Source organism: [Eubacterium] eligens ATCC 27750 (assembly GCF_000146185.1).
Classification (GTDB): Bacteria; Bacillota; Clostridia; order Lachnospirales; family Lachnospiraceae; genus Lachnospira; species Lachnospira eligens.
Window position 1 is genome coordinate 1,261,053 of sequence record NC_012778.1, and the last position, 14,044, is coordinate 1,275,096.

At 38.0% G+C, this 14,044-nt stretch carries 9 protein-coding genes; 1 reads left to right on the forward strand and 8 read right to left on the reverse strand.

Annotated features, from left to right (window positions below; all coding sequences use genetic code 11):
- Positions 1-45 precede the first annotated feature (45 nt).
- The gene (locus EUBELI_RS06010; protein ID WP_012739473.1) at positions 46-309 is read left to right on the forward strand and encodes a helix-turn-helix domain-containing protein; all 264 of its coding nucleotides are present in this window, start codon (positions 46-48) and stop codon (positions 307-309) included.
- Positions 310-387: 78 nt separating this feature from the next.
- On the opposite strand, the gene EUBELI_RS06015 is transcribed toward EUBELI_RS06010, so the two are convergent.
- The 8 genes from EUBELI_RS06015 to EUBELI_RS14610 form a co-directional block, all read right to left on the reverse strand.
- Complete coding sequence (locus EUBELI_RS06015) at positions 388-1,398, reverse strand: GGGtGRT protein (protein WP_012739474.1); 1,011 nt, start codon at positions 1,396-1,398, stop codon at positions 388-390.
- A gap of 14 nt (positions 1,399-1,412) precedes the next feature.
- The gene (locus EUBELI_RS06020) at positions 1,413-2,117 is read right to left on the reverse strand and encodes an iron-sulfur cluster assembly scaffold protein (protein WP_022097694.1); all 705 of its coding nucleotides are present in this window, start codon (positions 2,115-2,117) and stop codon (positions 1,413-1,415) included.
- A 153-nt stretch (positions 2,118-2,270) separates the two neighbouring features.
- Positions 2,271-2,942, reverse strand: coding sequence for an LbetaH domain-containing protein (locus tag EUBELI_RS06025; RefSeq protein ID WP_012739476.1), 672 nt, complete (start codon positions 2,940-2,942; stop codon positions 2,271-2,273).
- 23 nt (positions 2,943-2,965) lie between these two features.
- A complete protein-coding gene (glmS, locus tag EUBELI_RS06030; RefSeq protein WP_041688133.1) occupies positions 2,966-4,786 on the reverse strand; it encodes a glutamine--fructose-6-phosphate transaminase (isomerizing) in 1,821 nt (606 codons plus the stop codon).
- A 22-nt stretch (positions 4,787-4,808) separates the two neighbouring features.
- A complete protein-coding gene (locus EUBELI_RS06035; protein ID WP_041688620.1) occupies positions 4,809-6,824 on the reverse strand; it encodes a DNA topoisomerase in 2,016 nt (671 codons plus the stop codon).
- A gap of 34 nt (positions 6,825-6,858) precedes the next feature.
- The gene (yfbR, locus tag EUBELI_RS06040) at positions 6,859-7,446 is read right to left on the reverse strand and encodes a 5'-deoxynucleotidase (protein WP_081458296.1); all 588 of its coding nucleotides are present in this window, start codon (positions 7,444-7,446) and stop codon (positions 6,859-6,861) included.
- 123 nt (positions 7,447-7,569) lie between these two features.
- On the reverse strand, positions 7,570-8,667 hold the full coding sequence (gene asd / locus EUBELI_RS06045) for an aspartate-semialdehyde dehydrogenase (protein ID WP_012739480.1): 1,098 nt from the start codon (positions 8,665-8,667) through the stop codon (positions 7,570-7,572).
- Between the two features lie 251 nt (positions 8,668-8,918).
- A complete protein-coding gene (locus EUBELI_RS14610; protein WP_012739481.1) occupies positions 8,919-13,790 on the reverse strand; it encodes a pectate lyase family protein in 4,872 nt (1,623 codons plus the stop codon).
- Between the last annotated feature and the right edge of the window lie 254 nt (positions 13,791-14,044).

The window sequence follows — 14,044 nt, forward strand, 5'->3', positions numbered from 1 at the left end:
ACATAATTTTTTTGATCCTAAAAAATTAAAAGAAGGTGAATAATTATGGCAGAAAGAATTAACCAGCACAAGAACCCTTTAGTAGGTTCTAATATCAAAAGACTTCGCATTGAAAGAAAAATGAAAGCTATTGATATTGTAGCAAGATTGCAGCTTATGAATATTGATGTAACCTCTGGAATATTCAGTAAAGTAGAAAATGGAAGAAATAATCCATCCGTAGATATGCTTATAGGACTTACCCATATATTTGAATGTGATTTTAATGAATTTTTTAAAGAACAAACAGACAATAATGATACCTTGTAAAAATAAGAGCCTGCCACACCAATCTGATGTGACAGGCTCTTAAAGCCCGTATTATACGGTTTTAATATACATTTTTAATTAGAACTTGCCATTCTTAGCAGCTTCCTCGATAGAAACAGCTACAGCTACAGTAGCACCAACCATAGGGTTATTACCCATTCCGATTAATCCCATCATTTCAACGTGAGCTGGAACTGATGAAGAACCGGCGAACTGAGCATCTGAGTGCATACGTCCCATAGTATCTGTCATACCATAAGAAGCAGGACCTGCTGCCATATTATCTGGGTGAAGTGTACGTCCTGTACCACCACCTGAAGCTACTGAGAAGTACTTCTTTCCAGCTTCAAGTCTTTCCTTCTTATATGTACCTGCAACTGGATGCTGGAATCTTGTAGGGTTTGTTGAGTTACCTGTGATAGAGATATCAACATTCTCCTTCCACATGATTGCAACACCTTCTGTTACATCGTTAGCGCCGTAGCAGTTAACCTTAGAACGAAGACCATCTGAGTATGCTGTTCTAGAGATTTCCTTTACTTCGCCTGTTGAATAATCCATCTCTGTCTCAACGAATGTGAATCCGTTAATTCTTGAGATAATCTTAGCAGCATCCTTACCAAGACCGTTAAGGATAACTCTAAGAGGTTTCTGTCTAACCTTGTTAGCCTTCTCTGCGATACCGATAGCACCTTCAGCAGCAGCGAATGATTCATGACCTGCAAGGAATGCGAAACATTCTGTCTCTTCTTCAAGTAACATCTTTCCTAAGTTACCATGTCCAAGACCAACCTTTCTCTGGTCAGCAACTGAACCTGGAATACAGAATGCCTGAAGACCCTCACCGATAGCTGCAGCAGCTTCTGAAGCCTTTCTTGCACCCTTCTTGATAGCGATTGCTGCACCTACTGTGTAAGCCCAGCATGCATTTTCAAAACAAATTGGCTGGATACCCTTAACCATAGCATATACATCTAATCCGGCATCCTTAGTAATCTTTTCAGCTTCTTCAATACTAGCTATACCATAGCTGTTAAGAACTGAAGTAATCTTATCTATTCTTCTCTCATATGATTCAAATAAAGCCATTCTAATTGTCCTCCTTACTTAACTTCTTCATCTGTTCTTGGGTCAATAATCTTAACAGCATCTGCAACTCTTCCGTACTGTCCGCAAGCCTTCTCATATGCTGTTGTAGGGTCATCACCCTTCTTAATGAAGTCTGTCATCTTACCAAGGCTGACAAACTTGTAACCGATAATCTGGTTGTCCTTATCAAGGGCAATACCTGTTACATAACCTTCAGCCATCTCAAGGTAACGAGGACCTTTCTTTAATGTACCATACATAGTACCAACCTGAGAACGAAGTCCCTTACCAAGATCTTCAAGACCGGCACCAACTGCAAGTCCACCCTCAGAGAATGCGCTCTGAGTTCTTCCGTAAACAATCTGTAAAAATAACTCTCTCATAGCTGTGTTAATTGCATCACAGACAAGGTCAGTGTTAAGAGCTTCCATAACTGTAAGTCCTGGTAAAATCTCTGCTGCCATAGCTGCTGAATGTGTCATACCTGAACATCCGATAGTCTCAACTAAAGCTTCCTGAATGATACCTTCCTTAACATTAAGAGTAAGCTTACATGCACCCTGCTGAGGAGCACACCAGCCTACACCATGTGTAAAACCTGAAATATCTTCAACCTTCTTATTCTGTACCCATTTACCTTCTGTTGGCACTGGAGCTGCTCCATGATGAACGCCCTGTGCTACTGGACACATATTCTCTACTTCCTGTGTGTAAATCATCTTATTACTCCTTTCGTAATTCATAGTGTTTACTATAAATGAAACGACGGCCAGAAGCCGTCGTCCAAGCCTTGACTATTTTCTCACAAACTTTTGCATTAGTCAATGTGAGACACAACATTTTTACATTAATAAAACAAAAAATTCACATAATTATCTCTTAGTTACTACTTCGCCCTGCTTCTTATATATAGAACCTGCCGGAATAAAGCCCCTTACACTTGAAAGCGGATAAATATTACTCTCTCTTCCAACGATTGTTCCAGGATTAAGTACGCTGCCACAGCCAACCTCAACATTATCTCCAAGGAAAGCACCTATCTTTTTGATACCTGTATCAATATTGCAGTCAGGTCCTTTAATAGTAATAAGCTTCTTGTCAGACTTAACATTAGATGTTATAGAGCCTGCTCCCATATGAGCCTTGAATCCAAGAATTGAATCTCCAACATAATTATAATGTGGAACCTGAACCTTATTAAAAAGAATTACATTCTTAAGCTCAGTTGAATTACCGACAACAGCACCCTCACCTACAATAGCTTTTCCACGGATAAATGCACAGTGTCTTACCTCGGCATCTTTACCGATAATTGCAGGTCCTGCAATATAAGCTGATGGAAATACATTTGCAGTTCTGTGAACCCATATATTCTCCCCACGCTTCTCATATTCATCTTCTGGCAGAGTATTGCCAAGTTCTACAATAAAATCACCAATCTTTGCAAGTACTTCCCATGGATATGTACAGCCTTCAAATACCTTTGCTGCAATAGTTTCATTAAGGTCATACAGATTACTTATCTTTAATGCATCATTATTCATATCTAATATCCTCTTTATATCAATTATTCAACCGTAACAGATTTTGCAAGGTTTCTTGGCTTATCAACATCGTTACCCTTAAGAACTGCTGTATAGTAGGCAATAAGCTGTAATGGAACTGCCGCAACCATAGGCATAAGAAGCTGGTCTGCCTGTGGAAGCTTAATAACAATATCTGCCACTCCATCCTCAATATCAAGCTCTGGTTCTGCAATAAGCACTACAAATGCTCCTCTTGACTTAACTTCCTTAATATTACTTATAGTCTTTTCCTCAAGATTCTTCTGTGTTGCAATTGCAATTACAGGCATCTGTTCTGTAATAAGCGAGATAGTTCCATGCTTAAGCTCTCCTGCTGCATATGATTCAGAATGAATATAAGATATCTCCTTTAACTTAAGAGAGCCTTCCATACTGAGTGCATAATCAAGACCTCGTCCTATATAAAGAAGACTGTCTGCATTAATAAGCTTAGAAGCTGCAAACTGACACTTACTCTCAAGTGCAATGGCTTCTTCAATAACCTCAGGTATTTCTTCAAGCATCTTAGTGTATCTGCTGCATTCTGCCTCATCCATCTTACCATTAGCATAAGCTAATTCAAATGCAATTAAATACATAATTGATATCTGAACCATATATGCCTTTGTTGAAGCAACTGAAATCTCAGGACCCGCATGTGTATATACAACCATATCTGCTTCTCTTGCAATTGATGAACCCTTAACATTAACAATTGCCATAGTATCAGCACCTGCCTGTTTTGCAAGTTCAAGTGCAGCCTTAGTATCAGCAGTCTCACCTGACTGTGATATAACAATCATAAGATCATCTTCACTGATAAGAGGATCTCTGTATCTGAATTCTGATGCAATATCAACAGTTACAGATACTCTTGCCATCTTTTCTATTATATATTTTCCTACCATTCCGGCATGCATTGCAGTACCACAGGCAACAATATATATATTCTTATAATTCTTTAACTTGTCAGGATTGAATCCTTCTGCACTGAAATCAGGCATATCGTCCATGATTCTTGGCATGATTGTTCTCTTTACAGAATCTGGCTGCTCATGGATTTCCTTAAGCATAAAGTGCGCATAACCGCCCTTTTCTGCAGCATCAACATCCCAGTCAGCAGTATTTAATTCCTTATGTATCTCATTGCCATGAACATCATATATCTTAACTGAATCCTTCTTAATAACTGCAATCTCATTCTGGTCAAGAAGATAATAATCTCTTGTATAATGAATAATAGCCGGTACATCAGATGCTATAAAATTCTCATGTTCTCCAACACCAACAATAAGAGGACTGTCCTTTCTTACTGCAAATATTTCATCAGGGAAATCTCTGAACATAATTCCAAGTGCGTATGAACCCTTAATCTCTGATAACACCTTTGCAATAGTCTTCATAGGATCGCCATCATAGTAGTAGTCAAGCAGCTTTGCTGCAACTTCAGTATCTGTTTCACTTGCAAAGCTATATCCCTCTCCGATAAGAAAATCCTTAAGCTTCTTGTAGTTCTCAATAATACCGTTATGTACAATAGTAACTCTCTTATTACCATGTGGATGTGAATTGATATCTGATGGTTCTCCATGTGTAGCCCATCTTGTATGACCAATTCCAACATGTCCTTGTGGTTTTCCCTCTTCATCCATCTTCTCAACAAGGTTGGCAAGTCTTCCCTTGCATTTCTTAACCTTAATATTGCCATGATCAAATACCGCAATACCTGCTGAGTCATATCCCCTGTATTCAAGCTTAGACAATGCATCTACAAGTACATCTGCGCTTTCTCTGTCTCCTACATATCCTGCAATTCCGCACATATATTTAATTCCTTTCACTCATTTACTTATAATTCTTAGCAGTCTCGTTAAAAAGCCCTACAAGCCCCACCTGATTCCTTAATGCCATAACAGCCCTTGTTCTTCTTGAAACAAAACCATCAAGCTTTTCCATATACTCATCTGCTGTAATATTCCCCTCTGCTACACCTGTAAGTCCTTTTTCCCAGCTTGCCGTAAGCTCCGGATTAAGCAGATGCCTGATAGAATTGTCTACAACATCATATATTATCTCGCCTAAAAATGTAGGCGTAATAATCTGTGTCTTAGAATTAATAGAAATATACTTAATAGTATTAAGTTTTTTAAGAATCTCTGCTCTTGTAGCACTTGTTCCTATTCCACTACCCTTAATCTGGGCACGCAGCTCCTCATCTTCAATAAGCTGTCCTGCATTCTCCATTGCAAGAATAATAGAACCTGAATTATATCTCTTAGGAGGTGATGTTTCACCTTCTTTGATATTAAACCCATTAAATGTGATTGTAGAACCTTTTCTGTATTTTTTCAATACCTCAAATAAAGCTACATCACATTTATTATCTTCCTTATTATCGACGCTATCATCATCCTTTACTTTTGCATCATTTCTCGCCTTTGCAAATGAGTTCTTAGCTACGCTAAGATAACCTTCATCTACAAGCACTTTAAATGAAGCATACAGCTTTTCATTCTTTACATCACTGATAATACTTACCTTCTGATAAATAGCCGGTGGATAGAATATACTTAAAAATCTTCTTACAATTATCTCATAGGTTCTCGCAGCTGTAACTGACAAGTTCTTTAAATTATTAAACCCCTGTCCTGTCGGAATAATCGCATAATGGTCTGTGATTGCTTTATCATTGCAGTATCTTGTCTTTTCAATTCCCTTCTGCATATTATTCTGTAATATATGCTCTGCTATCTCCTTCACAGGAGGAAAATTCCTAAGTCCGCCTATATTCTTATGTATTTCCTTACTTACTGCTGTTGATAACACTCTCGCATCAGTTCTTGGATAAGTAACCAGTTTCTTTTCATACAGCTCCTGAATAATATTAAGGGTCTCATCAGGGCTTATCTTAAACAACTTGCTGCATTCATTCTGAATCTCGGCAAGGTTGTACAGAAGTGGTGGATTCTTGGTTTCTTTCTTTCTCTCAATAGAATCAACTACTCCCTGTGCCGGCAGTGGGTCAGATAAGAACTTAACAAGCTCCTCAGCCTTCTCCCTGTCCTTAAAACCATTATCCTTATACAAATACGGTGTGCCCGCATACATACTCTTATCACTCACACGCCATTCTGCGTCAAATGTTGAATTCTCAACCTGTGCCTGACCTATAACCCTGTAGAATGGAGTTTTAACAAAGCTTCTTATCTCCCGTTCCCTTCTTACTACCATTCCAAGAACACATGTCATAACCCTGCCGACAGATACAACTGCCCTGTCAAGATGCAGATAATTGGCAATATTGCGTCCATATTTCAATGTAAGAACTCTTGAGAAATTAATTCCCATAAGATAATCTTCCTTCGCACGAAGATACGCTGAATCACTCAGATTATCATATTCAGATATATCTTTAGCTGTATTAATTCCTTTAAGAATCTCTTCCTCTGTCTGCGAATCAATCCACACACGGCGCTCTTTCTTTCCCTTAACGCCTGCCTCCTGCCTCACAAGCCTGTATATATATTCTCCCTCTCGTCCTGAATCGGTACACACATATATATATTCAACATCATTCCTTGTAAGAATGTCTTTAACTATATTAAACTGTTTCGCAACTGCAGGTATAACCTCATACTTGAATTCCTTTGGTATGAATGGCAATGTGTCAAAGCTCCATCTTTTCAGATTAGGATCATATGCATCCGGGTAGCTCATAGTTACCAGATGTCCGACACACCATGTCACAATATGGTCTCCACCCTCAAGATATCCGTCTTTTCTTGTGAAGTTCACATGCAGTGCCTTGGCAAACTCCTGCGCCACGCTTGGTTTTTCCGCGATATATACGGATTTTCCCATTATATCCCTCATTTCTGTGTCTATTACACAATTATTATTCTCCTGAAGCATCAAGAGTTCCCATATAAGCTGGTATATATTCTTTTATAAAATAATCTGCTTCCGGAATATTCATATCAACAATAGCCTGATATATTGTCTTTTCCGCATCAGCAAAATCCATATTACCAGACTTCTTTTCCTCAAGACATTTGATATAAGCTGACATCTTATCAGCCGCCTTTACATATTTCCAGAGTTCTTCTTCCTCTTCTGTCTCTGATAACACACCCTTATAATGTGCTCTTATATCAGATGACAGACCTGAGAGCATCTGCTCCTCTGCAACATGCTCTACTTCCTTATAAGCATTTCTTATAACCGGATTGTAATACTTTACAGGAGTCGGAAGATCACCCGTAATTATCTCTGTAACATCATGATACATTCCAAGAATTGCAAGCCTTTCAGCATTAATATTCCCACCATATATCTCATTGTTGATAATTCCCAGTGCATGTGCTATGAATGCCACTTCAAGACTATGCTCGCACAGATTCTCATGGCGTGTATTCTGCATAAGTCCCCATCTGTTAATATATTTCATTCTCGACAGCATTGCATAAAAATAATTTTCCTTCAATGTAAATGTCCCCTCTTTACTCTTTAAGTCGTTTCATAATTTTATATCATAATAGGTTTTTAAGCAAGTAAAAAGAGATGCCATCTCTGACATCTCTTTTCTGGTATGTGTATTAGAATTTAATTATTCTGCATCCTTAGGAGTGATATAACCCTGTGCCTTAAGAAGCTCTGCAATAAGAACAGCTCCACCTGCTGCACCTCTTAATGTGTTGTGTGAAAGACCAACAAACTTATAATCAAACACACTGTCTTCTCTTAAACGGCCAAGTGAAACACCCATTCCATTCTCATAATTAACATCAAGCTTAACCTGTGGACGGTCATCCTCTTCAAGATACTGGATGAACTGCTTTGGAGCACTTGGAAGATTAAGTTCCTGTGGAACTCCCTTGAAGCTTCTCCACTTTTCAATAATCTGTTCCTTAGTAGGCTTCTTCTCAAAGTTAACAAATACTGCTGCTGTATGTCCATCAAGAACCGGAACTCTGATACACTGGCATGTGATAACCGGATCACTTGCAGGAACAATCTTTCCGTCCTCAATCTTACCCCATAATCTTAAAGGCTCTTTTTCAGACTTTTCTTCTTCTCCACCAATATAAGGAATGATATTCTCAACCATCTCTGGCCACTGCTCAAATGTCTTACCAGCACCTGAGATTGCCTGATATGTTGTTGCAACAACAAGCTTTGGTCCGAATTCCTTTAATGCATTAAGAGCAGGTGTGTAGCTCTGGATTGAACAGTTAGGCTTAACACAGATAAATCCTCTCTTAGTACCAAGTCTTTCTCTCTGATACTTAATAACTTCAAGATGCTCTGGGTTGATTTCTGGAACAACCATAGGAACATCTGGTGTCCAACGATTAGCACTGTTATTAGAAACAACTGGAACTTCTGCCTTAGCATATCTTTCCTCTATAGCCTTAATCTGGTCCTTAGGCATATTAACTGCACAGAATACGAAATCTACCTTAGAAACAATTTCATCAAAATCCTTATCCATATCATATACAGTCATCTTCTTAACGAACTCTGGCATTGGTGTCTGCATCTTCCAGCGTCCTTCAACAGCATCTTCATAAAGCTTTCCTGCTGAACGTCCTGAAGCTGCTACTAAAACGACCTCAAACCAAGGATGATTCTCAAGTAATGTTATAAATCTCTGTCCTACCATACCTGTACCGCCAAGGATACCAACTCTTAACTTATCGCTCATTTTTAACTCCTTCAATATGTAAAATCTAAAAGACACTTCCCTCTGTTCTGTCTTTCTGTGACGGACATTTGTTTTTGTGTCTAAGAAAATATATCACAGCCCATTGGATAATGCAAGTGATTTTTAAGTTTTTTAGCATTTTTCTTTATATTTTTATTTGAAATCAAAAGAAGCCCCCGGCATTATACCGAAAGCCTCTTTTAGAAATATTAGGAGAAGTAAATTCTTATAAGTATATTATTAATCGAATATTACTTTACTCTGCGTCTTTTTGATACAACTGCTACCCCTGTAAATACTGCTAATGCACTGATAAATATAATTACATACATCATCATATGGCTTGCATCACCTGTCTTTGTCTCATCTGCTGCAACTTCTGGTGTTTTAGCTGATGCTGTTGTATCTGAAGCTACCGTCTCAACCTGTGAGTTAGTAATCTTTTCCTCGTCTGCTGCAATCTCTGCTCTCTTAGCCTCAGTTGTGCTTCCAGCTGCCTGTGTTGGCTTTGTTGTTGGTGCTTCTGTAGGTGCTACTGTTAGCTCTGTTGTTGGTGCTTCTGTAGGTGCTACTGTTGGCTCTGTTGTTGGTGCCTCTGTAGGTGCTACTGTTGGCTCTGTTGTTGGTGCCTCTGTAGGTGCTACTGTTGGCTTTGTTGTTGGTGTCTCTGTTGGCTTTGTTGTTGGTGTCTCTGTTGAGCCTGTTAATGCTATACCATTAGATACCTCAATATAATATACATTAACACCGCCTGAAACTCCTGCTAAATAATATTCTCCTGCCTCTTTAATATTAAATGTTGCTGATACGAGATTCTTTCCACCAAGTTCTGCTGATGATGCTACAACTTTTCCATCATCATCAAGAATCTGTAACTTTCTAGCCTCTTTGCTAGATGAGCTCATAGCATATACAGTAACTGTTGATGCTCCTGCTGTCTTGAATTCAATTGCTCTCTTTGTTGTTGTTCCAGTTCCACCAAGCTTGATTCTCTGCTTAAAGTTCTTTCCGTTGTATGACTTGCTGTTAGAATCAACAGAAACCATACTGTCTGCTGATGCTATAATCTTAAATCCATCCGCATAGATTGATGAATTGATATCTCCTGCTGTCATATCATTGGCATTAAGAACAAGCTTCTTTCCTGCTGCTTCTGTAGGAGCAGCTGTTGTTGGATTCTGTGTTGTTGCCTCTGTAGCCTTTGTTGGAGCCTGTGTCTCCTTTGTTGTTGCCTCTGTTGCCTTTGTTGGAGCCTGTGTCTCCTTTGTTGTTGCTTCTGTTGCCTTTGTTGGAGCCTGTGTTGCCTTTGTTGTTTCCTGTGAAGAAGATGTTTCCTCTGTCTTTGTTTCATCTTCCTTTACATTAGTGTTTACTAAAACCTTTATAATCTGGTTAGCAGCACTAAAATGTGCTCCCATAGTTGCATATTCACCAGTTGTCTCATAAAGTCCCTTAACATTAATGGTTCCATCTGCATTTCTTATCTGAGAATCAATGTTCTTATTAGTATCAATAGTATTATTAGTGTTAATAAACATACCTGATATACCAGATGGATTGCTTACAACATCCCCCTTCTTGTCTCCACTTGCCATTACTGTTGGTATCATGCCTGATATTCTATAATACTTCTTAGAGTTAAAATAGATTGAATTTAACATCTTTCCAACAAACTTATCTGAATCCGTATCATTTACAGATACAAGGCCCATATACATAGAATCACTTGATGATCTGTAGAATGTGAAGTTGCTCTTCTTTGCATATTTACCATTAGCAACACTTGTGCAGTTCATTATTGTTAATGCACCACCGTTACCATTATCTGTAAAACCACATGCACCATTATTTAATGCAAGACAGTTTAATACAACATGAGGTGTAGGAACAGCTTTATTGCTTCCACCAAGCTTGAATCCATTCATATCTCCGGCAGCCTCTCCAGAACCATCTGAAAGCTTTCCGTTACCATATGCTATACAGTTTCTGATTGTGACAACTCCGATTGAACCTGTCGCTGGCTTAGCGTAAAGATCCCATCCATCATCTGAATTACAGTATGAGATACATCCATCAAATACATTGCCTTCTCCACATGTAAGCTTAGCTGCGAATCCATCTGCATTTTCACCATTTCCACCCTCATCAACTGGGTCAACATTATTAAATGATGTACAGTTGATAATCAGGTTATTGCTTGGCCATGTATCTTTAATCGGCTGTGCATTTGCATCTTTTCTTGCAATCTGAAGACCTGTATCTCTGTTAGCCTCAAATACACATTTTTCAAAAATGTTATTGTTTCCAGAAAGAAGAACACCATTATCTCCTGCATGATAGAAGTTTATTCCTTCAAAATACCAGTAATCAGCATAATGAATAAGTCCTCTGTTAAATGATGCTAACTTCTGTGATGAAAAATCAAACTTAACACTCTTGCCGTATTCTGCCTTAAGAATGATATAGTTATCTGCTACTCCATTATTAGTGATGTATAATGCAGGAGCGCCTGTCTTTCCCTTGTCATCCGTTGCCATCAGGCTTTCGATTGAATCAAACTTATAAGTTCCTTCTTTAATAATGATTACATCTCCTGCCTTTGCATTATCAATTGCTGCACGGATTTCTTCTGAAGTTGAAACATATTTAGCATTCTTAAATTCAGAATCTTTCTTTGTGCTTATATCTGTATATGCACCTGAATATGAAAGACTCTTTGAATCATATTCACCTGCCTCAGAAGGAACTGAAGGTGTCTGTGTTTCCTTTGTTGTTTCTTCATTCTTTGTTATAGCTTCTGTTTCTTTTGTTGTTTCTTCATTCTTTGTTGTAGCTTCTGTTGCCTTTGTTGTTGCCTCAGTCGCTTTTGTTGTTGCCTCAGTTGCCTTTGTTGAAGATTCTGTTGAAGCCTGTCCTTTTTCAGTTACAACTACCATATAAATGTAATTTTCGTTCTTCTTCTGCTTAATTACATATGTTCCTGCTTTGCCTAATTCAACTGTTCTATACTCAACAGATGTTCCAATATTACTAAATAATACATCATCATTTACTTTTACTGAAGAATCTGACTTCTTAGCCGAAACTAATATAGATAATGTTGCATTATCTGTAGTTGTTTTAAATGCAATTGAACCTTTTGAATCAAGTTTAACTGCTTTACTATATGTTTTTCCATTATATGTTGCTTTAATACTCTTTAATGATTCACTAATTGAAAAATAAGAATCATTTGTTTCATTATCTGCAATATATGTATGAGTTGCACCTGTAGCTGCTGTCTCTTTAGTTGTTTCCTCAGCCTTTGTTGTCTCATTGTCCTTTGTTGTTGCTTCTGTTTCCTTTGTTGTAGCCTCTGTTGACTTTGTTGGCTGCTCAGGTGCTACAACTGTTCCTTTAACACCGCCTACTGATACAAGACTTGTATTTCTATAGTTTGTAACAGTAGCCTTTAATTCCTTATTAACAGAATAATCATCATTATCTGCATCTGTGAACTTCCAATCAATAACACCTCTTCCAAGACTTCCTGCACCCTTTGAAGATGTTACTACTGAAGGTACATCTTCTGCATTATTAAGGCTTCCTGATTTAACTCCGAGATCCTTAGTTGTATCAAAGTTATCATAAGATGTTCCACCTGCTACTGTCTTATATGAAGATGGAACTTTCTCATCTGCTGACTTTGCAAGGTATGCATCAAATGATGCCGCATTTGCAGAATCACCAGTTTCTGAAACAGCATTTGCATAGATAATCTTCTGTGCACCTACGATAACATTTCCTGATGCTTTAATGATACCACCGTTCTCACCTGAGAATGTGCCCTCACCAAGTGCATCACTTCCCTGTTTAGAAGAAAGCATTGGATATTTACAATTATTAAAATAATTATTCTGTATAAATAATGAAGAACCCATTGTTGAACCAGCACCATACTTTGCATTGCCATCATAGTAGTTGTTATACATATGCACTGACATTGTTCTTACTCTTGCATGTCTTGAATCAGAGTGATCAAACCAGTTATGATGATATGTAATATAGTTAGGACCAGACTCGCTCTTCATTCCACATAACGAGCACTTACCCGAGTCATAAAAATGTACATATGAAACTGTTATATACTGTGAATTACCTTTAATGTCAATTGAACCATCACCCTTTGCCTGGTCAGCATCTCCACCTGCTTTACCATAGTACAGATCAACATTGTGAATCCATACATTGCAGTTTGCTGTATCGAGAGAAATACCATCATCCATGAAATTGATAATTGAGAAATTTCTCATCTCAACATTTCCTGCATTTCTTAAGAGGAAACCGAATCCATTGATTGTCGCATCATTTCCGATACCCTCTATTGTCATATTAAGATTTGAATAAGCACTAGCTCCTTTAATCTGTACTCCCTCAGATGAACTTGAAAACTTATCCATTGCAGCATCTGTAACACATCCGATTACACGGACATCAAGTGCTCTTGTTTCTATCCCCTTGCTAGCACTCTTTGTATATGCATCAATTATTGTCTGAAGACCTGTATATTCCTTCTCTCCCTTTGCCTCTTTTACTGATGCCTTAATTGTCTTTGCATTATCGTTAGTAACATAAAGAACAATTGCATCTTTCTTAAGTGTTCCATCCTCATTGTAAGCACCTGAACCTGTCTTATACTTTGATTCAGATGAGAATGCAAATCCAGATCTGTCATATGAACTTACAGTAAGTGTATCAGTTACTTTTGCTTTTCCTGCAACTTCTTTTCCGTCCTTTACAGGAACAACCTTAATAACATAGTCTCCTGCTGCAAGTCCTACAGCATCAACTCTCCAATAATCATTGTATTTTCTTATTAATTCATTATCAATTCTTGTGTAAGCAGAATCATCTGCATCAGCCTTCTTTATATAAGCTGTATACCCATCTGCCTCTTTATCAATAGACCACTGTGCATATGCCGATTCTAACCAGCCCGCCGATGTTCCATCGATAAACTTTACTGCACTTACTTCAGCTTTTGCTGTTAAAAGTGAAGTTGGAATAACGATACTTACTGTCATAACTAACACAAGTATCCATGCCCATTTTCTACGGGCTGCTTTGCTTATTATAGCCTTCATAGTTCTCCTCCCAATGCATCTTTTTATGCACATTAGTTATAATGTGCAAGCACTATGGCGCTATCTTAGCAATTTTTCACAAATAAAGATATAGTACTTCCATAGGCTTTTGGTACCAGTTTGTTTTAAATAGTACTATTCTATGATAAATACCTACTTTAAGGGGGATTTTTCGTTATCTTGTATGAATATCAACATTCAATCCACTATATATTGTGCATGTTGTACATAACTAATTATATCCATGCGTACAT

Coding starts and splice junctions, on each gene's coding strand:
- EUBELI_RS06010 (WP_012739473.1), top strand. CDS start 46: ATGGCAGAAAGAATTAACCAGCACAAGAACCCTTTAGTAGGTTCTAAT.
- EUBELI_RS06015 (WP_012739474.1), bottom strand. CDS start 1,398: ATGGCTTTATTTGAATCATATGAGAGAAGAATAGATAAGATTACTTCA.
- EUBELI_RS06020 (WP_022097694.1), bottom strand. CDS start 2,117: ATGATTTACACACAGGAAGTAGAGAATATGTGTCCAGTAGCACAGGGC.
- EUBELI_RS06025 (WP_012739476.1), bottom strand. CDS start 2,942: ATGAATAATGATGCATTAAAGATAAGTAATCTGTATGACCTTAATGAA.
- glmS (WP_041688133.1), bottom strand. CDS start 4,786: ATGTGCGGAATTGCAGGATATGTAGGAGACAGAGAAAGCGCAGATGTA.
- EUBELI_RS06035 (WP_041688620.1), bottom strand. CDS start 6,824: ATGGGAAAATCCGTATATATCGCGGAAAAACCAAGCGTGGCGCAGGAG.
- asd (WP_012739480.1), bottom strand. CDS start 8,667: ATGAGCGATAAGTTAAGAGTTGGTATCCTTGGCGGTACAGGTATGGTA.
- EUBELI_RS14610 (WP_012739481.1), bottom strand. CDS start 13,790: ATGAAGGCTATAATAAGCAAAGCAGCCCGTAGAAAATGGGCATGGATA.